This is a genomic window from Pseudomonadota bacterium (assembly GCA_027624955.1).
GTDB lineage: Bacteria > Pseudomonadota > Alphaproteobacteria > UBA828 > UBA828 > PTKB01.
The window spans coordinates 1-25,297 of the sequence record JAQBTG010000033.1 but is presented as its reverse complement, the minus strand read 5'-3'; the positions used below and the strand labels follow the sequence as shown (position 1 = coordinate 25,297).

The window sequence follows — 25,297 nt, the reverse complement described above, 5'->3', positions numbered from 1 at the left end:
ATGTTTGATAGTGATGCCGCCGCGCATGGAGCGGCAATTTCCCTAGGACAATATTTTTGAAAATTCGCCTGCGCTATACGCTGACCGCGACATTTACGGTCATCGCAATCGTCCCGGTACTTTTTCTTGGGCTGTGGGTCGAGCGCGCTGCCTATTTGCGTGAAGTTTCCTCAGTCGAGGAAAAGCATTTGCTGCTGGCGAAAAATATCACCAACGCGCTTGAGCTCTACTCCCATGACGCTGCGGCGCTGTTCGGGTTTTTGGCCGAATGCGGCACGGCACAGTTTTGGCCCAGAGGCTCTGCGGAGCTCGCCCAATCTCTTAATTTTCGGAATTTTGCAATATTAGCGCCGGACGGAAGTGTCAGTATGTCGCTCCTCTCGGATTCGACCAGCGAGGATATTTTACCGCAAGGCGGGATTGCCGCTCTCGAAGCCTTGATTGCCCAAGGTGGTCAGCATTTCAGCAATGTAATGCCTGATTCCAAGGGCGAGCCCACGATTTATCTGGTCGAGAAGTTATCGAGCGGTGATACGGCTATCGGTGCGATGGGCGTTGATTATATCGCCAAGCTGCAGGGCCAGATCACTTTCGGCAAACTTGGCCATGCAGCCATCGTGGACAGGATCGGAAATGTCATTGCCCACCCCAATCGGGAGTGGAGTCAGTCGATGAAAAATATTGCCCAGGTTAAGCCCGTCACCCACATGATAGAAGGCGAAAGCGGTGTGACGGAGTTTTATTCTCCCGCCGTCAAAGCCGACATGATTACCGGGTATACCATCGTGCCGGGCGTCGGCTGGGGCGTAATGGTGCCGCAACCGCTCGAAGAATTGCGGGCTAAGGCGGCATCCGCGCGCAGTGCGCAAATTGGCATCATGGTGGGCGGCGTCGTTGTCGCAACAATTTTGGGTTGGCTACTGTCCGGCCTTCTCGTCCGCCCCATATCCGCGGTTGTCGGCGCGGCGGAGAGAATCGGAACGGGCGACCTGGAAGCGCGCGTGCCGAACTTTCCAAATGTGACACCGCGCGAATATCGCGAGCTCGGCATGGCGTTCAACAACATGGCCGGTTAAATTCAAGAGGAACGGCGGCTGCTTGCCTCCGCCGCTCGCGACGCCGAATTGTCGAGCCAATCGAAATCCGCATTTCTCGCCACGGTGAGCCATGAATTGCGCACACCGTTGAACGCGATTATCGGATTTTCGGAAGCAATGCTGGAGAAAGTGTTCGGCGATCTCGGCCACAAGAAATATGAAGAATACGCAGATCATATCCATGATTCAGGCAAACATCTGTTGTCGATTATCAACGATATTCTCGATCTCTCCAAGGTAGAGGCCGGCAAGTTCGAATTCGATAGCGCGCCGGTAGCGCTCGACAAGGTCGTGTCTCAAGCGGTGACGATTGTCGGCGGCAGTGGAGAATCGAGCGGCATCAATATTGAGGTCGCCGATCTCAGCGCCATGCCGACGGTGCGGGCGAGCGAACAAAGGCTGCTGCAGATTTTCGTCAATCTGCTGTCTAACGCGGTTAAATTTACGCCCGAGGGCGGTCATGTTGGCGTACGTGCGGCGGAGGAGGGCGCGGATTATGTCGTGATTTCCATCACCGATACCGGCATCGGTATGACGGCATTGGAAATGGAGCAAGCGATGCTTCCCTTTACCCAAGTGGATACCGGCCTGGCGCGGCGTTTTGAAGGCACCGGTCTCGGCCTGCCGCTCGCCAAGCTATTGGTGGAAGGGCATGGCGGTTCGTTGCAAATGACGAGTGAGCCGGGAAAGGGCACGGAAGTTACCGTGCGGATGCCGGCGGAGAAGAAGTCGGCCTAGAAGAAGTCGGCTTAGAACCGCCGGCTTAAGATAGTGGGCGCTGAATTAAATCGGCAAGAAGCGGCATCACGTCGGCGCCAAAATGATCTATCTGCTCGATTTGATCGGCCCGCTCAGCGATAAAATCAACGACCAAATGCCGCACGCCGGCTTGATAGAATTCCCGAATTGTGGCCGCCACCTGTTCCGCCGTCCCGAGCGCACAATAGCGTTTTGCCGCTTTGCTGAAATCCATTTCATAGCGGGCACTCAGCATTTTCGTCGCATAGTCGAGCGCGCTTTCGTAATCCTTGGACAAGCGCACAAACAGCAGATGCCCAGTGCCGAATCCTGAAAGATCGCGCTCTCTCTCTTCTGCGGCGCGGCGGATGACCTCCAATCCGGCGCGATATTGCTCCGGTGTCACCACATAAGAGAGCCAGCCGTCCGCCAGCCGCCCGGCGCGGCGCAGCGCCGGCTCCTGGCGCCCGCCGCACCAAATTGGCGGGCCGCCGGGGGAATGCGGTGCCGGCAGCATCTGCACCTCGGGAAAGGGATAGAATTTGCCGGCATTCTCAACCGGCTTAGCGCTCCATAATTTGCGCAGGACCTCGATGCTTTCGCTCAGGCGCGCGCCGCGCTCCGTTACCGGTATCCCGCTCAGGGCAAATTCACCGGGAAATTCGCCGCCAACACCAACGCCGAAGATGACGCGGCCCGACGACAAGAGGTCGAGCGTCGCGACCTGCTTGGCGACCCCTGCGGGATGGCGGAGCGGCAACAGAAACACCGCCGTGCCAAGCTTGAGACTCTGTGAGATCGCCGAGGCCTGAGCGAGCTGGATCATCGGGTCCAAGATCGGTTGAGCGAAAGCCAAATGATCGCCCGCCCACATGGCGTGAAAGCCGTTGCGCTCGAGGGCGAGCACGAGGCGCTTGGTGGTTTCGAAATCGGCGATCTGAAAATTACCGCGCGCATCGGCGGGCGGTTGCACATTCTGAAAGCCGATCTCTAGACGCTCGGGCAATGGAAAACTCATTTGCCTGTCAGTTCCTTTCGCCTTCTAGCGCACCAACGACATCACGTTGGCGGCAAAATTCTCCATATTGTCGAGCGAGTCCTCGAGAGTGGCGCCGAGAAAATTAAAGAGGACATGGCGCACGCCCAGTTCCTCTAATGCTTTGATATCGCCGGCGATATCATCAGAGCTACCGGTCAGTATCATGCGCCCGCCGCCGTCCAACATGGTCGGCGTATTGCCACCATACCAAACCGCCCAAAAGGCGAGATCGATAGACGCCGGGTCTCGGTCGACTTTCTCAGCTTCTGCTTTGAGGGAATCGAGCCCGGCGGAGAATTTTTCAATGGTGTCCAGCGGATGGTGCGGGTTGCAGCCAATCGGATACCAGGCGTCGCCGAGGCGCGCCGTGCGGCGAATGGCTGGCATGCTTTCGCCGCCGATCCAAATTGGAGGATGCGGGGTTTGCACCGGCTTGGGGGCAAAGAAGATGTCGGAAAATTCGGTATATTTCCCTTTGAAATTCGGATTCTCGGCAGTCCATAATTCGCGGAAGGCCATGATGTATTCGTCCGTCACCTTGCCGCGTTCCTTAAATGGTGGCGCGTTCACAGCGACGAACTCCTCTTCCATCCAGCCGGCGCCGCAACCAAGAATCACCCGCCCGCCCGACATGACATCGATGGTAGACACCAGCTTCGCGGTGAGGATCGGATCGCGGTAGGGCACCACCATGACGGAGGTCAGGATACGCGCCTTTTTGGTGATGGCGGCCACATGCGCCATGAGCGCCAAGGGCTCGAGAAAATCGCCTGCAAAATCCTGTGCGAAGGTAAACGCGCCATCGGCGGAATACGGGTAGCGTGAGGAAATGCTGCGCGGAAATACAATGTGATCGGGAATCGCCAATATCGAGAATCCCAATTCCTCGCCGCGCTGAGAAATTGTCGTAATATCGCCGGGATTAGCGAGAATGCCGCTGTTTGGCACGTTGAAACCGAATTCCATTGTATTTCCTTCCTGGGGCGTTGTGTCGGCGCATATTATCCGGCACAACCGGCTCTGTCTTGCATGATAAGGTGATTTAGGAGCAAAAATCGCCGCGCTAGCGTGCTCGGCGGCAATTTACGAGAAACGGGAGGAGACATAGCATGGATTTGGGTTTGAAAGGTCGCAAAGCGATCATCACTGGCGGCAGCAAGGGCATTGGCCGCGCGATCGCCAATCTGCTTGCGGACGAGGGCTGCAATGTCGGCATTTGCGCGCGCAACGCGGAAGAAGTAGATGCTGCGGTCGCGGCGCTGAAAGCCAAAGGCGTGAACGCCTACGGCAGTGCCATTGATGTGCGAGACGGCGACGCCGTGCGCAAATGGGTGGCGGATTGTGAAAACGCGCTCGGCGGGTTGGACATCGTGGTCCCCAACGTCAGCGCCCTGGCGATTGAGCGCAATGAGGAATCATGGCGTGCCCAGTTTGAGGTCGACATGCTGCATACGGTGAATACCGTGGAAGCCGCGCTGCCGATGCTGGAGAAATCTGATGCCGGCTCCATTGTGATCATCTCAAGCGTCTCCGGCGTTGAGATCGATTTTGCCGCCGGCCCGTACGGTGCGTTCAAGGCGGCACTCATTCATTATGCCAAAACCCTGGCTTGCGAATTGGCCGGCAAGAACATCCGGGTCAACTCAGTATCGCCGGGCAATACCTATTTTGCAGGTGGCGTATGGGAGATGATCGAAAAAAACATTCCGGAGCTGTTCAGCAAAGCGCTCGGCATGAACAAAACCGGCCGCATGGCGACGGCGGAGGAAGTTGCCAACGCCAGCGTGTTCCTGGCGAGCCCCATTGCGACGTTCATCACCGGCACCAATCTTGTGGTCGACGGCGCGCTGACAAACCGCGTGCAGTTTTAGGATAGGGCAGGGAAGGCGGCTTTGCCCGCCTTCCTCTTGCCGTGCCGGGGCAACACCTAGGACCCGCTAGGATCGGGGCGCTTCGGAGGTTTCGGAGTTGGCCTGTACCTTGGCGTCGGGCGCTTGGGGCAGCGCCGTCAGGCCGCTGTTCTGCAGCAGGTCGAGCGGTATTTCGTTTATCAGAACGATCCCGTCCGCCGGCAGGACGACATCGTAGACATAAACCAGCTCGCCCTCGGCGTCGGGTTCCGGTCGTCCGAGCCCCTTAGCGAAAGTTAGAAAAGCCAACATCTCCGTCGCGTCTTCGCCGCTCAACGCCTGGCGCGCGGCAGCGGCAATGAGCCTGTCGAGGCCAGCGAGTTCGAGGCGTGCGTCGCCGACAACGCCCAACGCAGAGTCATTCTCGGCGGACAAATTTCCCGACGCTGCCAGTGCCGCGATCGAACTGCGCAGCACCAATTTTTCCAACCGGAGACGGGTTTGGTTGGCGTTGATCAGTGGCAAGATCATGAACTGAAGGGGCGCGCTAAAGTCATTGTGAACGGAATCAATGGGCGGGCTAAGATTCTCGGTTTCGCGCAACGTCAAGGCCACAATTTGTCGAAGGGGAAACTGTTCGAGATGCATTTTCAGCGCGCCTGTATGGGTAAAGTACGCCGCTGGAATATCGCTGTCGGTTTGCTCCAACCCCTGCCAATCCACATTAAAACTGTAAGCTCCGGGCCTGGCGCCATTGTCGTAGTTCATGCTGAGGTTGAGCTCACCCATTTTAAATTCCGGCCTACCGGGCGGGCCATAACTCAGATCTGAGACCAACAATCCGGTATTCCCAGCGCCCAGATTCATGGCTTCGAATATTCGTGCTACGGCTTGGCTACCGCCAAACGAAGTTGGACCCGTGCCATCAACCGCAGCTGAAATCGAGTCCCCCCATTCGGAAAGCGCTTGCCAGGCATAGAGGTCAAAATCCTGCAACTCGCCGCTCACTGAAAGCTTGCCGAGAGAAACATTCTCGTCTCGATCAGCCGGTGAGACCTCTATGTTCGTGGCGTCGTATACAAACGGACCGCTCCACCAGCCGTTCGCAGATTCGGCAAATTCCTGATCCATAGCAACAGAGTTAATCTTGCCAACAACCTGTCTTTCATTCTGGTTTATGTCGGTGAAGATAAGACTTTTAAGAGAGCCATGAATTTCCGTGGCGGTTCGCAAATCAGCACGCCAAACCCCGCGCAGCGCGCCCGCCCCCCAGCTCACCTCACCTTCGGTTATGCCGCCTGCCTCCGAGACGGTCATAGAATTCGGCAGGCCGACAGAGAATCGAAACTGGTCTTTCTCTTGCGGGGTGACGCTGGCCGTCACATTTCCCAGGTGAAATCCGCCGCCAGTGCGATCGAGGATACTGGGGGCGGGGAAGATCATTTCGACCCTGCTGCCACTCGGTTGGGCGCTCGGCTCAGCTCCCAATTCGAGGGTTAAGTCCTCATTCGTGGAGGTAATTAGGGTCGTGAGGTATTCAAAAACCTCGCCGAGCAAGGCTTTTGCCGAAGCAGCGTCTTGTGCCGTTTCAGCGCGCGGCGCGCTATGGACCGAAAGCGAACCGGCGATTCCAAGCGCGAGCGCAAACAAAGCAGAGCGGCGCCACAGCGATTTTCGCAACATATTGCTGATCAATCCTAGTTCACCTGCGGAAGGTCTTCCGTCGCGGTGCAGATCGGCGTGTAGAGGTCGGGCCGCCGGTCGCGGAACATGGGCAGGTTGCGTCGGGTTTCAAACACCAGTTCACGCTCGAGCGAGGCCGTAATAATTTCGTCGCCCTCATTGCCGGCCTCGACCAGCACTTCGGAGGTCGGCGAAACGATCATGCTGCGCCCCTCAAAATACCATTCGCCTTCCAGGCCCACTTTATTGCACGGCGCCACATAAGCGCCGTTCTCGAACGCCCGGGTCATCATCATTTCGCGCCAGCACGCCTTTTTCGGGGTGGCGAAAGGAATAACGATGAGTTCGGCCCCATTCAGTGCGGCACAGCGCGCCGATTCAGGAAAGAACGTGTCGTAACAAATATTTATGCCAACCCGCCATTCGCCAATCTTGAACACCGGAAAATACGAACCGTAGCGGAAATATATTTTTTCCAGGCTGGCCACGGCGGCGGGCTGAACCTTGCGATATTTGCCGATAATCTCTCCGGCCGGATTGATCACCATCGCGGAATCGTAATAGACGCCCGCCGATTGCTCTTCGAAGATTGTCGCGATGACGTGAATGCCGTGCTCCTTTGCCTTTTCCCGCATCCGTGTGATGGCGACGCCAGATTCGCGCTCGGCACAATCGATATATTTGTAATCGCGATATTGAAAGACGTAGACGTGATTGAAGAACTCCGGGATGACGACGAGATCCGGCTTGTCGCGCGCGACTGCCTCGTCGATATAGCGCGCGGCGCGTTCGACATTCTCGTCGCGGTCGGGCGAGCTGTTCATTTGGATAAGCGAAAGTTTCATGGTGGCCGATCTCCCTTGTGATGTCAGCCGCCAGACTAACTTGTTCTGCTGCTGCCCGCCAGCGGTGACCGGCATTCTTGCCGGGCAAAAAACCGGCTTCACGGCAGGCTGTAAGGCGCTATCATGGCCGCGTAAAAGCAAACAAAAAAGGATACGGGAGATGGCCGTTATCGCGAATTCAGATAGGCTGTTTGACTTGATTGCCAAAGATGCCGCAGTCGAACAGGTTGCTACCGGTTTTCAATTCACCGAAGGGCCACTGTGGAACCCGGCGGAAAATTGCCTTTATTTCAGCGACATACCGAACGATGCGCGCGGCCGCTGGAGTGCCGCCGATGGCGCAACCGTAGTGCGCCAAGCATCGGGTACGCCGGCCAACAAATGCAACGGCATGACCTATGACGGCGATCTGAACTTGTATATTTGTGAGCACTCCACCTCCTATCTAGCGCGCGAAACCGCGAGCGGTGAGCGCCAAGTGCTGGCATCACATTTTGGCGACAAGGAGCTCAACAGCCCCAACGATGTCGTCGTCAAATCTGATGGCGCGGTGTATTTCTCCGACCCCACCTATGGCCGCATGCCGGTATTCGGCGAAGAGCGCGAGTGTGAGCTTGATTTCCAGGGCGTGTTCCGCATTTCGCCCGACGGCGATGTCACTTGTGTCGCCAATGATTACGGCCAGCCCAACGGGTTGTGTTTTTCACCCGATGAGAGCCTGCTCTATATCAATGATACGCCGCGCGGTCACATCCGGGTCTATGACGTCAATGCCGATGGTTCGCTGACGAACGGGCGCATGTTTGCCGAAAATATCGGCGATGGTGAATTGGCAAACGGCGTCGTCGACGGCATGAAATGCGACGAACACGGCAACATCTACGTCACCGGTCCAAAAGGGCTATGGGTCTACGATACCAGCGGCGCGCATCTCGGCATCATCGAAATGCCGGAACATTCAGCAAATCTGAACTGGGGTGGCAGCGATTGGAAGGACCTTTATGTCTGCTGCACAACCTCAGTCTACCGCGTCCGCATGAAGGTCTCTGGCAACCGCTTGAGCTATATGAAGTAGGGGTTCAAGCAAATGGCAATTGAATTAGATGCGAAATCCAGCGCCCTAATCATTCAGGACCTACAGAATGACGTGATCATCGAAGGCGGGGCGTTCGCCGATTCCGGTGCGCCTGCCCACGCCAAGAGCCAGAACGTGGTGGCCAACGCGGCACGCATGGCAGCCGCCGCGCGCGCCGCCGGTATGGCCGTTATTCATGTCCACTACATCGTCGAGCCTGGCGCGCCCGGGCTAAAATTGAACGCGCCGCTGTTTCAAGGTGTTAAGGAGGCGGGTGCCCTGGTGCGCGGCACCTGGGGCGCCGCCGCGGCGGACGGCGTGGCGCCGCAGGACGGCGATTTTGTGGTCGAGAAAATGCGCATGAACGGATTTCACGGCACCAGTCTGGAAACCATCCTGACAGGCCTCGGCGTCGACACTGTCGTTATTAGTGGCGCGTGGACGAATTTTTCGGTCGAGCATACCGCCCGCCACGCAGCCGATTCCGGCTACCGCGCTGTGGTCGTGACTGACGGCACCTCGACGATTAATGACGAGTGGCAGAATGCCGGTTTGAACTTCGCCCTCGAAAACATTGCCGAGCGCGTGTCCACCGATGACGTCGTCGCCGCGCTGGGCGGCTGAGAAGCAAATGTCTGAAGCGGGCGTGCGCCTCGATATCGATTTCGCGCGATCCCATTTTCCGGCGTTGAGCGACGGCTGGGCGCTGTTCGAAAATGCCGGCGGCACGCTGGCTGCCAGCCCAGTGCTGGCGCGCGTTCAATCCTATATGGCGGAGAACTTCGTCCAGCCCGGCGCGGGCTATGACGCGTCAGCTGAGGGCGCGCGGCGGATCGAAGAAAGTCAGCGCTTGATGGCCGAGATGATCGGTGCGGCGCCCGATGAAGTCATGGTCGGGGTGAGCACATCGATGAATGTGTTCTTGCTGTCGCACGCCATTCGCGGCTGGTTCCAGCCGGGCGACGAGATCATCGTCACCAATTTGGACCATGAAGCCAATAATGGCGCCTGGCGGCGGCTTGAAGAGTTTGGCTTCACAATCCGCGAATGGCGTTTTAACCCGGAAACCGCTGAGCTCGAAGTGTCGGAATTGGAAAAACTGCTCAATTCGCGGACGCGGCTCGTCTGTTTCAGCCACCTCTCAAACATCGCCGGCGGCATCAACGATGTGCCCGAAATTACTCGCAAGATACATGCTGCCGGGGCCTTGGTGTGCGTCGATGGCGTTGCCTATGCGCCGCACCGCGCCATTGATGTCAAAGCCTGGGATGTCGATTTCTATTTATGTTCGCTCTACAAGCTCTATGGCCCGCATCTCTCGTTGCTCTACGGCAAGCGCGAGCATCTGGCGCGCGCCGCCAACAACAATCATTTCTTCCTTGCCGACGACATGCCGCTCAAGCTCAATCCCGGCGGACCCAACCATGAATTGACGGCAGCGCTGTCGGGCATCACCGAATATTTCGACATTCTTCACCGCCATCACTTCGGTGCCAGCAATGTGACGCTGCATGAGCGTATGAAGCAGGTGTTTACCCTGATGGCTGATCACGAAGAACATATCGCCGCGCCGTTCGTGGAGTTTCTCCGCGCTAAAAAAGGTGTGCGTTTGATCGGCCGGCAGACGGCAGCGCAGGAAAGCCGCGCACCGACATTCTCTTTTACCGTTGCCGGCCGCAGGGCAGAAGAGGTCCCCGCCGCCCTAGAGCCTTTCAAAGTCGCCGTCAGCAGTGGTGATTTCTATGCCGCGCGCTGTATCCGGGATCTCGGCTTGGAAGCCGACGGCGGCGTTATCCGCGCCTCCATGGTGCATTACAACACTGAGGCCGAAGTCGCGCGCCTGATCGAAGCGCTCGACCGCGTAATTTAGGCGCAACGACGCGCCATGCCGCATCCCCTGCAAAATCGTGTGACGCCGTTTGGTGAGATTGTTGCGACCTCGGCGCGCGGCACAATGATGGGAAATCGCGGCGGTTGTCTGCATGACGCCGCGCAACGCCTCGGCCGCCGTCGCTGGGCTTCGCGCCGTTGGATTTGCTGCCGGCTCAGCTTCAAGGGGTGGCATCGCGTGGTGATGACACCCGGACGCTATACCGAATTATTCTTCCTTGATGAAGCCACGGCGCTGGCTGCCGGTCACCGACCGTGCGCCGAGTGCCGGCGCGCCGATTACCGCTTATTTCAAGAGGCCTGGCGGCGCTCAGGTTTGCCGGGCGAGGCGCGGGCCGACGATATGGACAGCGTGCTGCACGCTGAACGCACTGTTTCGCGCAGAGAAGTCGCCCGGCCCGGCGATTTGCCTGATGGCGCGATGGTGGCGCAGGGCGAGGCGGCTTATTTGGTGAGCAACAGCCGCCTCTATCGCTGGAGCCTTCAGGGCTACACCGCGGCGCCTGATGACGGCGGAAGCGCACCGTGGCGTCTTCTCACCGCGCCCGCGATGGTGAGAATTCTCGCCTCGGGTTTCGTGCCAGGCATCCATGAATCCGCGAGCTAAACCGCAAAGAGTTAGGCTGGTCTGATCCACACTGAGGTGTCGTGAAACACCGCGCCGCCGACCGGCGCGGCGGGATCGGCCGAGGTCAGCGTATTGACGCCAAGGCCGTTTTCGAAGGCGCCGTTCGGCCAAATTGATTCGATCACCACGACGCCGGGCCGTTGTCCGTTTTCGGCAATCCGCGCCGGAACGGTTATCTCGCCGAGCCTGTTGCCGACCCTGAGGCGCGCACCGGCCGCAACTCCCATCGCCTGGGCGTCGACCGAGGTCAACAGGATGAAGGGCGCGTCCTCGCGTTTGATCGAGGTTGCGGTCTCAGTGAAGCTCGAATTGAGATAATTATGCGCCGGCGCGGTCACCAGGCGGTAGGGATGTTCGTCGTCGCTCGCGTCATACACATCGCAATGATCAGGAAGTTCGGGCAAGTCTGGGCCCATAGTCCCAATCGCCGGCCAATCGACCCTAAAATGGAACTTACGGTCAGCGGTCTTGAAGCCATTGAGAAAATGCCCGTCTTCAAAACTCGGCGCGCAATCGTACCAGCGCATCTTGTGTACGTCGTCGGCGCTCGGCCAACCAGCCGATTGGAAAGTTTCGTCGATGATTTCCCACACGCTCATGTCGAACCCGCGATGGACCGCGCCCAGGCGTTTCGCCAGTTCACAGACGACAAAATGATTGTCGCGTGCCTGCTCGAACGGCTCGACAATTTTGGCGCCGATCTGGACATAGCTATGTCCGCCGCCCAAATAGAAATCGTCATGCTCCATAAATGTCGTGGCGGGCAGGACGATATCGGCAAGTTTGGCGGTATCGGTCATGAATTGCTCATGTACGCATAGGAACAAATCGTTCCGCCGCAGGCCCGCATTGACCTTGACGGATTCCGGCGCCACCACGGCAGGATTGGTGTTTTGCATGATGATTGCCGTGACCGGCGGGCCGTCGCCCAAATCTCTCTTGTCGCCGGTTAGCACCGATCCAATACGCGACATATCGAGAACTCGGGTGTCTGGATCGATCGCGTCGAGCCCTTGCAACAGCGTCTTATCGTAATTGTAGAGGCCACCATTGCTAAAAAACGCGCCGCCGCCGCGGTGACGCCAAGAGCCCGTGACCGCAGCCAGGCAGCTTGCCGCATGCATGTTGGTCGCGCCGTTCCGCGTGCGGGTAAAGCCGTAGCCCAAACGGATAAAACTGCGTTCCGTCCTGCCGTAGAGGCGGGCAAAATCTGTGATCTCCTCAACCGTCAATCCGGTGATCGGCGCTGCCCACTCCGGCCCGCGCGATGATAAATGCTGCTCCAGATCAGCCGGGAAATCGGTGTATTCGGATAAATAATCACGATCGGCAAAACCTTCGCGGAACAAAATATGCATCACCGCACAGGCGAGCGCGCCGTCGGTACCGGGGCGCAACGGCAGATGCATATCGGCAACGCGAGCCGTTCGTGTGCGGTAGGGGTCGATAACCACCAGCTTGGCGCCGCGTTCTTTACGGGCGCGGCTGACATGGGTCATCACATTGACCTGGGTCGATGCCGGATTGACGCCCCAGCACACGATCAGATCGGACTCGGCCATTTCGCGCGGATCGCTCCCCATACAGGCGCCGACGCCGGCCGAATAGCCCGCCCGCGCGGTAGACGAGCATATTGTTTCCAATTGCCGCGAATAGCGCTTCACATGGCGTAGCCGATTTAGGCTGAAGCGCTGCACCAGGCCCATGGTGCCGGCATAGAAATAGGGCCAGACGGCTTCGCTTCCGAGTGCTTGTTCGGCGCTTACGAAGGCCTCAGCGACTTCGTCCAAGGCATCCACCCAGGAAATCTCCCGGAATTCACCGCCGCCCTTTTCGCCCACCCGTTTAAGCGGCTGGCCCAAGCGGCCCGGATGATGAATGCGCTCCTGATAGCGCGCGACCTTGGCGCAAATGACGCCGGCGGTGTAGTCATTGTCGCGCGCGCCGCGCACTTTGCCGATGCGCCTTGCGTCCAAAAGCTCAACTTCCAACGCGCAGGTGCTCGGACAGTCATGCGGACAGACCGTGCTGACATATTCACTCGTACCGGAAGCCACAGCGATCTCCTCAAACTTCTGTATCAACAAGAAATCTTATATGTGCAAATATTGACTGTTTTGTTTGTGCCTGTCACGAACGCGTCGTCCAGCATTGGCATAAAGATAAATATATCAATAAAATCAATATATTGTATCTGCTATTTTTGTTTTTTGCTGCAAATGTTGTAAGCTGCGCGGAAATTCGACATGACCATGAATCTAGATATCGAGCCGGCCCCCGTCGATCTTGAGCATAAGCTTGAGAGCGATAATCGGCACTTGCAGCACACGATCGGCGCGCTGCGCGATCAACTTGAGCGCCTCCGATTTGAGAAAGACGAAGCGGTGCAGCGGGCGGTCGCGGCGATGAGCGGCGAAATGGCGCAGTTGAAGGCGACAACGAACACACTACGCGACAATTTGGAGCGTGAGCGTTTCACCGGTCAGGAGGCCGTGCAAAAGGCGGTTGCCGCGGCGAATGCAGAGAACGTACAGATACGGGAAACCGCGAGCGCCTTGCGTGACCGGCTCGAGCAGATGCGAATTGAGAAAGAAGAGAGCGTTCAGCGGGTCCGCTCAGAAGCTAATGATGAAATACGGCAGTTGCAGGCAGCGGCCAACGCGCTGCGCGACGAGTTGGAGAGAATGCGCATGACAGGCGAGGAAAGCGTTCAGCGTCTGCGTTCGACCTCGCAAGGTGAAAGCACGCAATTGCGCAATACGATAAACGCCGTCCGTGATGAATTTGATAAAGCCCGCATAGACTCGGAGGAACGCGTGCAGCGTCTAAACGCGGGTTCGCAGGACGAGATTTCGCAGTTGCAATCGGCGGCCCATGCTCTGCGCGACCGCCTGGAGCGTGAGTCGGCGCAGTTCTATGATAAAACGCAGGCAATGGAGCTTAATTCGCGGAATGAAATTGCTCAATTGCGGGAGACGATAGCGGCATTGCGCGAACGGTTGGAGGCCAAGGATGGCGGGTGAGAAGCAAGGCCGGAAAATTGCCGCCAAGCGCTCAGTTAAGCGCGTGGCGATCAGCGCCGGGAAGGTAGCGAAGGCGGCGAACGGCGACAAAACGGCGAAGAAAAATGGCGCCGCGCCCCAGAGCAAAAAGAAATCGAACGGCACCTCGGCTGGACGGACGAAACGGCGCGCAAATGGCAGCGCGTCATCCGCGGAAGAGCGCCAGCAAAAAATTAGTCAGGCCGAATTGCTGCTCAGCGTATCCAACAAGTTGGCGGCGCATCAAACGCTGGACGAGCAGCTACAGACGCTCATCGATATGACGAATTCGGTGCTGGGTGTCGAACGCGGCACGCTGTTCTTGAACGACAATCAAACCGGCGAACTTTATTCGCGCGTGGCGCAGGGCGACGTATGGCGCGAAATCCGCATCATGAATACCACCGGCATCGCCGGTCATGTCTATACCAACAACGAAGGCATGATCATCCACGACGCCTACAAAAATGAAATGTTCAATCGCTCGATTGACGAGCAGACCGGATTTAAAACGCAAAGCATCCTGTGCGCTCCCGTCCGCACGGTGAACGGCAAATGCATCGGCGTCGCGCAAATGCTGAATAAGAAGGTCGGCAAATTTACGGAAGCCGATCTCGACTTGCTTCTAGCGATGACCAACCAGGCAGCGGTCGCGTTGCAAAGCACGCTCTATGTCGAGGAGATGGAAGCGTCGCGCGAGAAGGAGCGTGAATTTCTCGGCATCGTGTCGGAGCTGTCCTCCGAGTTGCAACTTGGGCCGTTGCTGCAAAAAATTATGTCGACAGTCACCCGGCTGCTTGATTCCGAACGCTCCACGCTTTTCCTGAACGACGAGAAAACCGACGAGCTCTATACCGAAGTTGGTGGAGGGTTGGGCGCTATTAAAATTCGCCTTCCCAATACGGCCGGCATTGCCGGCGCGGTCTTTACCTCGGGCAAGTCGGTGAATATTCCCTATGCGTACGCCGATCTGCGCTTCAATCCATCGTTCGACAAGCAGACCGGATTTTTTACCCGCTCCATCCTCTGCGTTCCGGTGGTCAATAAGAATTCAAAGATTATCGGGGTGACGCAAGTTCTCAACAAACGCGGCTCCACGTTCGATGAGGATGATGAATCGCGGCTCAACGCCTTCACCGCGCAAATCGCCATTGGCCTGGAAAACGCGCAGCTGTTCGATGATGTGCAGAACATCAAAAACTACAATGAGAGCATGTTGGAAAGTATGTCCAACGCGGTGATCACGATGGACGAGGACGGCAAGATCATCACTTGCAACGCCTCGGGCATGCGTATCATGGGCATCGGGCCCGACGATATTATCGGCAAGACGGCTGTGGAATTTTACACCGGCAAGAACGATTGGATCCTGGAGAAAATTACGCGCGTCACGGAAACGCAAGAAACCGATATCGTGATGGATTCCGAGATGTTTTTTAACGACGAAGAAATGTCCATCAATGTGTCCGTCCTGCCGCTGCAGGATGCCAAGAAGAATACGCTTGGCACGATGATTATGATGGAGGACATCAGCTCGGAAAAACGCGTGAAAAGCACCATGGCGCGCTATATGGACCCAGCCCTCGCCGACCAGTTGATGGGTGGCAGCGAGGACATGCTGGGTGGTCAAAGCAAGGAGGCGACGGTCCTGTTCTCGGACATCCGCGGCTTCACCACATTGACCGAGGAATTGGGCGCCCAGGGCACGGTGCAGCTATTGAACGAGTATTTCACCGTCATGGTCGATTGCATCCAGGCCGAGGGCGGCATGCTCGACAAGTTCATCGGCGACGCGATCATGGCGATTTTCGGCACGCCGTTTCCGCATGAAGATGATGAAGACCGCGGCGTGCGCTGTGCCTGTACGATGATGAGCGAGTTGAACATATTCAACGCCGACCGCGTCGCCAAAGGCCTGCTCCCGGTCGATATGGGTGTCGGCGTCAACACCGGGTTCGTCGTCTCGGGAAATATTGGCTCGCCGAAGCGCATGGACTACACAGTGATCGGCGATGGCGTGAATCTTTCCGCCAGGCTGGAAAGCGCCTGCAAGCAATACAACGCACACATACTGATCAGCGAATTTACCCTGTCCAAGCTGCGCGGCACATTTCGCACCCGCGATATCGACAGGGTCGTGGTGAAAGGCAAGACGGAACCAGTCGGGGTTCACGAAGTTCTCGATTACCACACAGAGGAAACTTTTCCAAATATGCGCGAGGCGCTCAGTCATTTCAAAGGCGGCATCGATCTCTACCGCACGGCCAAGTGGGATCAGGCGACGAAGGCATTCAAAGACGCTTTGGCGCTTAATCCGACGGACAAACTTTGCGAAACCTATATCGAGCGCTGCGCCGTACTGAAGAAAACCCCGCCAAAAGGCGAGTGGGACGGCGTCTGGGTGATGACCAGCAAGTAGAACTCAAGGCGATCGAGAACCACAGGTCTCGCCGGTTAGCCTCTATCACCTCTCGTTCAGATTCGCTTCGGGCTGCGCCAAAACCCAGCGCGCCTTTCTAAAGCAGCTCCAGCCCGGTTATGTGGGTGTTTTCTTTCGCCGCAGCGGCGTCGATCCTGGTTTCGGTTTTCCGCCGCCGCCAATCGTTGGATCGGCTTTCCGCTTCGATGTGGGGGCCGGTCCAGTCGGTGCCTTGGACGCGGACTTTGTGCCCAATCTGAGCGTATAGGACGGCTTCTTAACGGGTGCCGGCGCCACCTGAACCACAGGCACGACCGTGCGGGTCCTATCACCAGCCGGTGCGTCGGGTTTCCGTGCCGGCTTGCTTTTCTTTTTGTGTGGCGCGTGCGCACTGTCGCCGTCGTTTTTGCGCTTTTCGTATGGCGTGCGCGCACCGTCGTCTGCGGTTTTGCGCTTTGCATATGGCGCCCGTGTTCCGTCGCCGACGCCTTTGGGCTTTCCATATGCCGTATGTGTCTCGTCGCCGGCGGTTTTGCGCTTTTCATATGGCTTGCGCGTTCCGTCGCCGGCGCCTTTGTGCCTTTCGTATGGCTTGCGCGTTCCGTCGCCGGCGCCCTTGTGCTTTTCATATGGCTTGCGGGTTCCGTCGCCGGCGCCCTTGTGTTTTTCATATGGCTTGCGCGTTTCGTCGCCGACGCCTTTGCGCTTTTCGTATGGCGACGTCGGCTGCTCCGGCCGCGCCTCACCGGCAGCCACTACCGCGGGTTTTTTGAATATCTTGGGTGCTGCAGCCGTGCCACCAGTCCCAGGAGCAGCGTGGGCGTCGCGGTTCTCGCTCGGCTTGCCGTCAAGCGCTGTCACAGTGATCTTGCCATCGACGATACGGCTCGGTCCGATAGCGGCGAGAAAACGTTCGACGGCCTCCGGCGCGAGTTCGACATTGGTGTCGTCGGGACGCACCTTGATGGCACCGACATCCCGCGTGGTCAGCTTGCCATAGCGGCACAGCATTGGCAGGAGCCAGCGCGCCTCGGCACTCTGGCGAGAGCCGACCGACAGCGAAAACCAGACGCCACCGGTGAAATCCTCGCGGTGCCTTTCCCGTTTTGCCGGACGTTCCCCGCGCTCCTGGCGGTCGTACCGGCCGGGCCGATCTGCCCGGCCCGATGCCGCGACATCGAGCAGTTCTTCGGGCGCCGATCGGCCAGCCGAATGTAGGCGTAGGAACGCGGCGGCGATCTGTTCACCGCCATGCCGTTCGAGCAATGTCTGCGCAAAGGGTAACTCGTCGGGGTTGACCGGTTCGCTCAGCATAGGGTCGTCAAGAATGCGCTCACGGTCGCGCTCAACGATCTCATCGACCGAGGGTGGCCGTGCCCAAATTGCCTTGATATTGGCGCTTTCGAGCAGTCTCTCACTGCGCCGGCGATCGTTTGTGGCGACGATCAATACACACACGCCCTTGCGCCCGGCGCGCCCGGTACGACCGCTGCGGTGCAAGAGAGTAATGCGTGTCTTTGGAATATCTGCGTGGATCACCAGTTCCAGGTTTGGCAGATCGATCCCGCGCGCTGCGACGTCAGTGGCGACGCAGACCCGCGCCCGCCCGTCCCGCATCGCTTGCAGCGCGTGCGTGCGTTCGTTTTGGCTGAGCTCGCCCGACAGCGCGACGACTGAAAAGCCACGATTGTTGAGTCGGCTGGTCATCCGGTTTACGGCAGCCCGTGTGGCGCAAAAGACCAGCGCGTTCTTTGCCTCGAAATAACGCAGCACATTGATGATGGCATTTTCCCGATCCATCGGCGCTACGGTCAGGGCGCGGTATTCGATATCAACATGCTGCGCCTGTTCGGCCGTCGTGCTGAGACGCACCGCGTTGCGCTGGTAGCGCCGCGCTAAGGTGGCGATCGAGGATGGCACAGTGGCGGAAAACATGAGCGTGCGCCGGCTCTTCGGAGCGGCACCAAGGATGAATTCGAGGTCTTCGCGAAACCCGAGGTCGAGCATCTCGTCGGCTTCATCGAGCACCACAGCCCGGAGCCCCTTTGTGTTGAACGATCCGCGCTCAATATGGTCGCGCAACCGGCCTGGCGTGCCGACAACGATATGCGCGCCGTGCTGTAGCACCCAGCGCTCTTCACGCATGTCCATGCCGCCGACGCAGGATGCAATTGACGCCCCAGTCATCGCGTAGAGCCAGTCAAGTTCGCGTTTGACCTGCAACGCCAGTTCGCGTGTCGGCGCGACAACCAGTGCCAGCGGAATCTCGGCGCGGACAAAGCGTTCGGCGCCGGCAAGCAGCGTCGGCGCCACCGCAAGCCCGAAGGCCACGGTTTTGCCCGATCCCGTCTGCGCGGATACCAAGAGATCGGCGTCGCCTAGGCCCGGGCCAAGAATCGCCTGCTGCACCGGCGTTAAGACGTCATAACCGCGCTGGCTCAAGGCCTCGCCAAGCGCCGGAACGATGTTTTCAGTCTCGGTTATGCTGTTCATAGCGGCGTTCTAGCGCATATTCGCCGTCAATTGTTACGGTAATCGAGACAGCCCGCATTTATCCTCCGAATCGGCGGCCAGGCTTTGGCCTTTAAAGTCGAATTCAATGCCTGCTGGGGTTTCTTAGCACGCCAATATTCCTCTGACAGAGCTGGGCGAGTGGCTTAGTATCCGGGCATGCGTCTGGGAAGATTTTAAATGAACGAAAGCCGCACAGGTGTAGGCACTGGCCTCACTCTCGATCCCGTCACCTTCGAGGTGCTCAAGAATTCATTCATTACCATTGTTGACCAAATGGCCGAGCAGGTCCTCAGAACCTGCTACTCCTTCGTCATCTATAATCGTGATTTCTCTTCAGCGCTGAATGACGTCAACGGCGATTCGATCGCCCAGGGCAATCAGGATATTGCCGCGCATGTCGGCACCCTGCACTACACCTGCAAAGAAGTGATCCGCGTATTCAGCGGGGACATGAAGCCGGGCGATGTATTCATGATCAACGACCCCTATGCCGGCGGTACCCATTTCAACGATGTCCGCTTGATCCGCCCAATTTTTGTCGGCGAAGAAATTATTGCTTACAGCCAGTCCAACGGCCACTGGACGGATGTCGGCGGCAGCATCCCGGGCTCGTTCGACGTGATGGCCAAAGACATGTTCCGCGAGGGCATCCGTATCACGCCGGTGCGCATCGTTGACCAAGGCGTCTTGCGTGAGGACTTGGCCAACATGATCGCGGCCAATACGCGCGACCCCAAATCCGTCATCGGTGACATGCACGCCCAGATCGAAGCGACCCGGGTGGCGGAACGCGAAATTCTTCGCCTCGTGGATAAATACGGCAAGGACACGGTGGTCACCGGCTTCGCCGAAGTACAAGACTATGTCGAGATGGCGACCCGCCAACGCATCTCCGATCTGCCCGACGGCTCCTGGGAATCAGTGGATTATATCGATCGTGACCCGGCACTGGGTGAAGGTCTCATCCCGATCTGCGTGAAATTCACCATCAAGGGCGATGGGGTGATTTACGATTTCACGGGCAGTCATGGCATCATCAGCACGCTTTATAATTCGGCTTTTGGCGCCACATTCTCGGGCGTCGTCTCGGGCATGAAGGCCTACTTTCCAGATTTGCCGCTCAATTCCGGTTTCTACAGGACAATCAAGGTCATCGCGCCGAAAGATTCGATCGTCGATGCGCGTTGGCCGGTGGCGGTGACCGGCTTCCAGATGCCGTTCGAAAAGATGATGAACTCGATCTATGAAATCTGGTCTGAAATTCTGCCCGAGCGCGCCATGGCCTGTACTTTCAATGTCGAATATCTGCTGACCGGCGGGCGCGATACGCGCCATGCGGACAAACCGATCTTTATGTTTTACGACTGGTTGCCGGGCGGTTGGGGCGCCCGTTCCACCAAGGACGGTTGCAACGTCACCACCGCCTGCTTCGGCACCGGCATGAAGTCGCAGCCTATCGAGGGCCAGGAGCGGCTGTCGCCGATTCTGGCTAATGAATTCGAAATTGGGTGCGATTCAGCCGGGCCAGGAAAGTTCCGCGGCGGCACCGGCGTGGTCAAGACAATCACGCTTGGCGAAGCCGAGGGTACCGTTCTCTCCTATATTTGCGACCGCGAGCGCGCCATCGTCTGGGGCATCAATGGCGGCTTGCCGTCGATGCCGCACGGGCTTTGGGTGAAACGCGCTGCTACCGGTGAAACCGAGTGGCTCGGCACGATATTCTCCGATGTCGACATTCATTCTGGCGATATATTCAGCCGCCCAACCGCCGGCGGCGGCGGGCTCGGCGATCCGTTGGAGCGCGATCCCGCGGCAGTAATGCACGATGTGGAAGACGATTATGTTTCGATCGAACGGGCTGAGGTCGATTACGGAATCGTGCTGAAAGTGATCGACCAGGATCTTGCGCAATATGAGGTCGATGTCGAAGCCACCAGGGTGGCGCGGCGTGGGATCGCCAAGGCACGGCGCGGCTGGCTGAACGAAGACCCGGTGAAAGTCGCCGCGCGCTATGTCAAAGGCGAAATCAACAGCTTCGACATGGTCCGGCGCTACGCCGTGATCGTCGATTGGGGTACGGGCGAGCTGATGCCGAAATCAACCGAGCAATTCCGCGCCTCAACAAAAGTACGCAGTTCCGACCATTGGAACGATAGTATTGCCGAGCTTTGCGAAGCGGCGGAATAACGGCGCGCCGTTACAGTTTGGGCAGCAGCTTCACGACTTCGCGGTCGCGCGCTGATCCGTCTCACGGTAACGAAGTGCATCAGCAATCCGCTGCCGTTGCGGCAAGTCGAATACCTACCTGTTTGAACGTGGTATCCGCATCCGTCATCAAAATATGCGATTCTTCGAACGGTTGATCGCGGTGCCGCGACGACATGGCTGCACCGCGCGATTGAACCGGCTGTCTACCATCCATGACTTCCTGCTGCGGCTCCTACGACCGTGACAACGCTAAGAATAAGCAGGACCCAGTGAAAGCGCTGTATCAGGCGAAATGTTTGCTCCGGTCCCTTCGCCGCGCGTGCCGATAGCCAACGGTGCAGGAACAGGGGCTCCGCAACGAACAGCAGTATGGAAAAAACCGCCCAGATAATGACCATGGCGTGCATCCACCAAAATTCTGACTGACTGAATCGGTCCCAAAACCCGCCAGTGTGCACCAAGTAAAATCCGGAAAGGCCGACCAGCAGCGTCGTTCCGCGTGCCTGCCAGGCGAACCGCCTCTCGATTTCGTCGAAAAATGTGACGCGTTCGCTGGCATTCTTCATCCGCCGAATCGAGGGTAGCAGGACCGTGGTCACAAACCCGACCCCGCCGATCCACAGCACGATACCCAACACATGCACTGCGCGGGCCAGATTGGCATCGTCCATAGGCGCGTTACTCCGTCCCAGCAGCGGGTTTCAGATCGTCGATCTCATCGTGCCCCTACTCGATAGGCGTAGGGGCCTTCACCTGGGTCATGAGGTCGTCGTCCCATTCGCCCTCAACGTTAATGTGGGCGACAGCACCAAGCTCAATCGCCTCTATCAGATTGTGGTTCAGATACGCATATAGGCCCGGCTGTTTGAAAGTGTAAATTGCCGCCCCGGCGGACCCACCTCTGATGAACCACGTTTCCAGATTTGTGGCCGGAGGGTCACCGAACGAACCGGTTTCCCAGACATATTCACCATGACCGCCGATTAGATGTGGTCGTGTGTCCCGATTGGCCTGGGAGTGAATAAAAAGAACCGTCTCGCCGACCTTCGCGGTCAGGGCGTTGTCGTCCGTCAGGGCACCTGCGCTCCCGTTGAACACGACATGACTGGGAATCAAGCGGCGCATGACTTCGATGGTGTCGGCGAAGGCGTCGCCCGGATCCTCGTAATTCTTGAATTCGCCATTTACATCTCTTGGGATATAGAAATCCTGCTCGCCGATGTAGTAGGCGCGGTCGTAGCGGAGCGCATTTCCTTCGCGGTCCTTCAGCCCGTCGCGCGGCAGCACCATGATGGCGCCATTCATGCCAGAAACCACATGCCAGGGGATCATCGAACCACCCGGCGCGCAGTGGTAAACAAAGACGCCAACTTTCGTCGCTTTCCAGCGAAAGACGACCTCCTCCCCCGGATCAACAAGGCTGAGCTCACCGCCACCCAGAGCGCCGGTGGCGGCGTGAAAGTCAATATTGTGCGTCAATATGTTGGTCTCAGGATTAACCAGAGTCAGCTCCACATAGTCGCCCTCGTGCACGACGATCATCGGGCCGGGCACGGAGCCATTAAAGGTCATTGCCTGGACGACAGTCCCGTCATCGTCGATGACCATTTCTTTCTCTTCAACAACCAAACGAACTTCGACGATGTTTGGGCCACCTGTCGCAATTTGTTCGTGTTCGGGCAAGAAGGGCGGAGCGACAAGTTCTTGCGTAACGCGTGGCAAGCTATTCAATTCCGCTGCCCACGCTTTCTCGACGGTCGGGGACAGGCTCGCCGGCGCGCCAAACATTACGCCAGTCGCCAGGGCAACGATACCCAATGCGGCCATCGACAGACCCCTGAATTTGGTATGATAGATCTTGCGCATCGTTCCTTCTCCTCTGATCAAGCGTCACTAACAGGTGGCGCTGAGCCTGCTCGGAGCGAACGCCATTTGACAAAGCTACTCTATCAATCTTTCGCAAACCATGACACGGCTCACGCAAACCACGAGCTTCGTTCATATTGCATCGACTCATAGGCCTAGCTAGGATCGACGCCACGGTAATTTGCTCCCACAGCTTTGAGGAGAAAAACATGAGCGCTGGATCAGCAGCGGTAGCCGATAAGCCGGTTGCAACGGAGGCGGCGGGCGGCGTGGTCATCGCCAGGAAAGACCAGGCCACTTACGTCACCGGGCGCCGTGAGTGGATGAAATATCGCGAGCTCGGCGTGACCAAGGCGAGTGATGGCCGCATCCGCGCACAGGTGACCTCGGCCTCACAATCTCTTTCGGAGCCGACGGGCTGGCACATTCACCTGTGCGAGGGACAGTTCGTCTATATGCTGAGCGGCTGGCTCGACCTGGAGTTTGCCGGCGGCCGGATCGAACGGGTAGGGACGGGCGACAGTGTCTACATCCCCGGCAATACCCCGCATAATGAAATCGCGACGTCGGATACTTTCGAGCTTATGGAAATCAGCATACCCGCCGATATGGGTACCGAGACCTGCGAACCGCCCACCGCGTAAAATACGCGGCGGGACGGGCGACCAATAGCCCGTTCAATCCTCGAAGTCCGGGTGCATCCAATAATGCGCCCGGTTGAGAAAGCGAAGAGGGGTTTTGCGCCCCTATTTGGCCTTGGAACAATGGGCGCAAATCTTGTTGCCGTCCGGGTCGCGCATATAAGCGTAGTAATTGCTTCCATCGGCGGGGCGCAAGCCTGGCTTGCCCTCGTCCGTTCCACCGTTGGCGAGTGCGGCGGCATGGAACCCATCAACCGCCTTTCGAGAATTGGCCTTCAGGGTGATCATGGTACCGTTGCCCGCGGTCGGGGGCTTCTTGTTGAACGGCTTGGACACGAAAAACTTGGCCTTGTCCGGTGCGCCTTTGGGGCCAAAGCCGATATAGCTCTTGCTCTGGTCATCCGGAACATACCCGAGGGGCGCGAGTGCGGCCGTATAGAACTTAACAGTCCGTTTGACATTGCTGCTGCCAACCATCACGTACGAAAGCATGTTGTCTTCCCCCTGTCTTCCTCGATGAGAAACTGACCGAACAATTCGGTTTCAGAGTGCGAAGATTGAACCGTGGGAGATTGCCGGTCAAGCGGTGCGACCGAATTCTGGTGTGTTAGGGCAGTGAGCGGAAGTCAAAAACGCTACACTCTTGGCAGCAGAAATCTAACTAGCAGGAGCCCACGCTCGGCCAGGACATTTACATCGAATACTGGTTGATCGCCACGCGGTCAAGATTGCCTAAGCATGATACTGGGTTCGTTATGGTTCTGAATGCGGCTATGCGTTAGGCTGAATCTAGGGTGCGAATCGCAGCCAATCTTACAACCCGAGGCAGCATACCACCAATTTACAAAACACCGCCGGGAGCGTTGTCCGGGAAGGAGATTCTCATGTGGGAATCATTTATCAATTTGTGGCCGGCCGCCAACCGTCGCTCCCTTGGATTGACGGCACCGATCGCGCTCTTGGTCGCCGTCAGCATCGCCCTCGTTCTAGGCGCCATTTATTATGCCGTCCACGCGCAAAACAAATCAGTGGTCGCACAGTCCGAGAAATTCGCCCAATCCCTGCTCGAACTCGAAGAAAACCGGATCAAAGGCACGGTGAAAGATTGGACATGGTGGGACGAGGCGCGAACCAACCTCGTTCCTCGGGTCAACGAAATCTGGGCAGCCGAAAACTTGGCGAATTTCTTGACGGAATCGCTGGATATATCGTGGGTATTCGTTATCGACGCCGCGGGCAAAACGACTTACGCAATGGTCGATGGGGAATCCGTCTCGACAGACTTGGACATGTACCTAATCGGCAATTTGGCCGAGCTAATAAAGCGAGCCCAAGATGCGCCGATGGACGAGCCCATCGCGCATGCCGGCTTTTTCCGCTCGCAGGATGGCGGCGTTCAGATGGTCGCAGCAAGCGCTCTGACGCCGGAGTTTCCGAGCGGAAAAAATTTCGAACGAGCGCCGCGCGCGGTCATGCTATTCACCCTGGCATTCGATGAAGTGCGTCTCCAAAAAATTGCTCGGGACTTCGGGTTAGAGAATCTGCGGATCGCTGAACCGGGCGGCTCTTTGAGTGAAGCGTCGTTCAATCTTTCCGAGGTCGACGGTGCCAGCGCAGGTATATTGACCTGGGATGTGGCGTCGCCCGGCGAAACTTTTTTCAGCGTGTTGGTGGCCCCTATCATCATTGCCTGTCCGTCGTCATATAATTTGGAACAATCTACGGCCTGATCTAAAGGAGGATTTGGCCCACCTGGTTCAAGA

At 57.8% G+C, this 25,297-nt stretch carries 19 protein-coding genes and 1 pseudogene; 11 read left to right on the top strand and 9 right to left on the bottom strand.

Annotation, left to right across the window (positions count from 1 at the left end):
- The first annotated feature begins 56 nt into the window (after positions 1 to 56).
- A complete protein-coding gene (locus tag O3A94_12820) occupies positions 57 to 1,076 on the top strand; it encodes a HAMP domain-containing protein (GenBank protein ID MDA1357133.1) in 1,020 nt (339 codons plus the stop codon).
- A gap of 48 nt (positions 1,077 to 1,124) precedes the next feature.
- Positions 1,125 to 1,835 (top strand): HAMP domain-containing sensor histidine kinase, encoded by a 711-nt coding sequence (locus O3A94_12815; protein ID MDA1357132.1) that lies wholly within the window; start codon positions 1,125 to 1,127, stop codon positions 1,833 to 1,835.
- A 25-nt stretch (positions 1,836 to 1,860) separates the two neighbouring features.
- Here O3A94_12815 and O3A94_12810 read toward each other — a convergent pair whose 3' ends face one another.
- On the bottom strand, positions 1,861 to 2,853 hold the full coding sequence (locus O3A94_12810) for an LLM class flavin-dependent oxidoreductase (GenBank protein MDA1357131.1): 993 nt from the start codon (positions 2,851 to 2,853) through the stop codon (positions 1,861 to 1,863).
- Between the two features lie 24 nt (positions 2,854 to 2,877).
- A complete protein-coding gene (locus O3A94_12805; protein ID MDA1357130.1) occupies positions 2,878 to 3,840 on the bottom strand; it encodes an LLM class F420-dependent oxidoreductase in 963 nt (320 codons plus the stop codon).
- Between the two features lie 143 nt (positions 3,841 to 3,983).
- Between O3A94_12805 and O3A94_12800 the strand changes: the two genes are divergently transcribed.
- Positions 3,984 to 4,745, top strand: a complete 762-nt coding sequence (locus O3A94_12800) for an SDR family NAD(P)-dependent oxidoreductase (GenBank protein MDA1357129.1) — start codon at positions 3,984 to 3,986, stop codon at positions 4,743 to 4,745.
- Positions 4,746 to 4,811: 66 nt separating this feature from the next.
- On the opposite strand, the gene O3A94_12795 is transcribed toward O3A94_12800, so the two are convergent.
- Complete coding sequence (locus O3A94_12795; protein MDA1357128.1) at positions 4,812 to 6,407, bottom strand: hypothetical protein; 1,596 nt, start codon at positions 6,405 to 6,407, stop codon at positions 4,812 to 4,814.
- Between the two features lie 14 nt (positions 6,408 to 6,421).
- Entirely contained in the window at positions 6,422 to 7,252 is an 831-nt protein-coding gene (locus tag O3A94_12790; protein ID MDA1357127.1) for a carbon-nitrogen hydrolase family protein, read from the bottom strand.
- A 160-nt stretch (positions 7,253 to 7,412) separates the two neighbouring features.
- Between O3A94_12790 and O3A94_12785 the strand changes: the two are divergent.
- The 3 genes and pseudogenes from O3A94_12785 to O3A94_12775 all read left to right on the top strand — a co-directional run bounded on the left by O3A94_12785 (position 7,413) and on the right by O3A94_12775 (position 10,824).
- Positions 7,413 to 8,951: pseudogene (locus O3A94_12785) on the top strand (isochorismatase family protein).
- A 7-nt stretch (positions 8,952 to 8,958) separates the two neighbouring features.
- The gene (locus O3A94_12780; GenBank protein ID MDA1357126.1) at positions 8,959 to 10,197 is read left to right on the top strand and encodes an aminotransferase class V-fold PLP-dependent enzyme; all 1,239 of its coding nucleotides are present in this window, start codon (positions 8,959 to 8,961) and stop codon (positions 10,195 to 10,197) included.
- 15 nt (positions 10,198 to 10,212) lie between these two features.
- On the top strand, positions 10,213 to 10,824 hold the full coding sequence (locus O3A94_12775) for a hypothetical protein (GenBank protein MDA1357125.1): 612 nt from the start codon (positions 10,213 to 10,215) through the stop codon (positions 10,822 to 10,824).
- Positions 10,825 to 10,835: 11 nt separating this feature from the next.
- Here O3A94_12775 and O3A94_12770 read toward each other — a convergent pair whose 3' ends face one another.
- Positions 10,836 to 12,902 (bottom strand): molybdopterin-dependent oxidoreductase, encoded by a 2,067-nt coding sequence (locus O3A94_12770; GenBank protein MDA1357124.1) that lies wholly within the window; start codon positions 12,900 to 12,902, stop codon positions 10,836 to 10,838.
- Positions 12,903 to 13,250: 348 nt separating this feature from the next.
- Here O3A94_12770 and O3A94_12765 point away from each other — a divergent pair, with 348 nt between their 5' ends.
- Together O3A94_12765 and O3A94_12760 are read left to right on the top strand one after the other, a co-directional pair.
- On the top strand, positions 13,251 to 13,868 hold the full coding sequence (locus tag O3A94_12765) for a hypothetical protein (GenBank protein MDA1357123.1): 618 nt from the start codon (positions 13,251 to 13,253) through the stop codon (positions 13,866 to 13,868).
- Entirely contained in the window at positions 13,858 to 16,305 is a 2,448-nt protein-coding gene (locus O3A94_12760; GenBank protein MDA1357122.1) for a GAF domain-containing protein, read from the top strand. Before O3A94_12765 ends, O3A94_12760 begins: the two co-directional genes overlap by 11 nt.
- A gap of 117 nt (positions 16,306 to 16,422) precedes the next feature.
- On the opposite strand, the gene O3A94_12755 is transcribed toward O3A94_12760, so the two are convergent.
- Entirely contained in the window at positions 16,423 to 18,789 is a 2,367-nt protein-coding gene (locus O3A94_12755; protein MDA1357121.1) for a DEAD/DEAH box helicase, read from the bottom strand.
- Positions 18,790 to 18,996: 207 nt separating this feature from the next.
- On the opposite strand from O3A94_12755, the gene O3A94_12750 reads away from it, so the two are divergent.
- A complete protein-coding gene (locus O3A94_12750; GenBank protein MDA1357120.1) occupies positions 18,997 to 21,006 on the top strand; it encodes a hydantoinase B/oxoprolinase family protein in 2,010 nt (669 codons plus the stop codon).
- 224 nt (positions 21,007 to 21,230) lie between these two features.
- On the opposite strand, the gene O3A94_12745 is transcribed toward O3A94_12750, so the two are convergent.
- Positions 21,231 to 21,698 carry a hypothetical protein gene (locus O3A94_12745; protein MDA1357119.1) on the bottom strand — a complete coding sequence of 156 codons (468 nt, stop codon included), beginning with the start codon at positions 21,696 to 21,698 and terminating at the stop codon, positions 21,231 to 21,233.
- A 55-nt stretch (positions 21,699 to 21,753) separates the two neighbouring features.
- Complete coding sequence (gene nirK / locus O3A94_12740) at positions 21,754 to 22,815, bottom strand: copper-containing nitrite reductase (protein MDA1357118.1); 1,062 nt, start codon at positions 22,813 to 22,815, stop codon at positions 21,754 to 21,756.
- 287 nt (positions 22,816 to 23,102) lie between these two features.
- Between nirK and O3A94_12735 the strand changes: the two genes are divergently transcribed.
- Positions 23,103 to 23,537, top strand: a complete 435-nt coding sequence (locus O3A94_12735; GenBank protein MDA1357117.1) for a cupin domain-containing protein — start codon at positions 23,103 to 23,105, stop codon at positions 23,535 to 23,537.
- A 102-nt stretch (positions 23,538 to 23,639) separates the two neighbouring features.
- Here O3A94_12735 and O3A94_12730 read toward each other — a convergent pair whose 3' ends face one another.
- Positions 23,640 to 24,026, bottom strand: coding sequence for a VOC family protein (locus O3A94_12730; protein ID MDA1357116.1), 387 nt, complete (start codon positions 24,024 to 24,026; stop codon positions 23,640 to 23,642).
- Positions 24,027 to 24,418: 392 nt separating this feature from the next.
- Here O3A94_12730 and O3A94_12725 point away from each other — a divergent pair, with 392 nt between their 5' ends.
- Positions 24,419 to 25,264: a hypothetical protein gene (locus O3A94_12725; GenBank protein ID MDA1357115.1), complete on the top strand. Its 846-nt coding sequence runs from the start codon at positions 24,419 to 24,421 to the stop codon at positions 25,262 to 25,264.
- Positions 25,265 to 25,297: the final 33 nt, after the last annotated feature.

What these genes read in the sequence shown, in the direction of transcription:
- O3A94_12730 (MDA1357116.1), bottom strand. Translation starts at nt 24,026, where the DNA reads ATGCTTTCGTACGTGATGGTTGGCAGCAGCAATGTCAAACGGACTGTT.
- O3A94_12805 (MDA1357130.1), bottom strand. Translation starts at nt 3,840, where the DNA reads ATGGAATTCGGTTTCAACGTGCCAAACAGCGGCATTCTCGCTAATCCC.
- O3A94_12725 (MDA1357115.1), top strand. Translation starts at nt 24,419, where the DNA reads ATGTGGGAATCATTTATCAATTTGTGGCCGGCCGCCAACCGTCGCTCC.
- O3A94_12745 (MDA1357119.1), bottom strand. Translation starts at nt 21,698, where the DNA reads ATGGACGATGCCAATCTGGCCCGCGCAGTGCATGTGTTGGGTATCGTG.
- nirK (MDA1357118.1), bottom strand. Translation starts at nt 22,815, where the DNA reads ATGTTTGGCGCGCCGGCGAGCCTGTCCCCGACCGTCGAGAAAGCGTGG.
- O3A94_12795 (MDA1357128.1), bottom strand. Translation starts at nt 6,407, where the DNA reads ATGTTGCGAAAATCGCTGTGGCGCCGCTCTGCTTTGTTTGCGCTCGCG.
- O3A94_12775 (MDA1357125.1), top strand. Translation starts at nt 10,213, where the DNA reads ATGCCGCATCCCCTGCAAAATCGTGTGACGCCGTTTGGTGAGATTGTT.
- O3A94_12800 (MDA1357129.1), top strand. Translation starts at nt 3,984, where the DNA reads ATGGATTTGGGTTTGAAAGGTCGCAAAGCGATCATCACTGGCGGCAGC.
- O3A94_12790 (MDA1357127.1), bottom strand. Translation starts at nt 7,252, where the DNA reads ATGAAACTTTCGCTTATCCAAATGAACAGCTCGCCCGACCGCGACGAG.
- O3A94_12780 (MDA1357126.1), top strand. Translation starts at nt 8,959, where the DNA reads ATGTCTGAAGCGGGCGTGCGCCTCGATATCGATTTCGCGCGATCCCAT.
- O3A94_12810 (MDA1357131.1), bottom strand. Translation starts at nt 2,853, where the DNA reads ATGAGTTTTCCATTGCCCGAGCGTCTAGAGATCGGCTTTCAGAATGTG.
- O3A94_12765 (MDA1357123.1), top strand. Translation starts at nt 13,251, where the DNA reads ATGAGCGGCGAAATGGCGCAGTTGAAGGCGACAACGAACACACTACGC.
- O3A94_12750 (MDA1357120.1), top strand. Translation starts at nt 18,997, where the DNA reads ATGAACGAAAGCCGCACAGGTGTAGGCACTGGCCTCACTCTCGATCCC.
- O3A94_12760 (MDA1357122.1), top strand. Translation starts at nt 13,858, where the DNA reads ATGGCGGGTGAGAAGCAAGGCCGGAAAATTGCCGCCAAGCGCTCAGTT.
- O3A94_12735 (MDA1357117.1), top strand. Translation starts at nt 23,103, where the DNA reads ATGAGCGCTGGATCAGCAGCGGTAGCCGATAAGCCGGTTGCAACGGAG.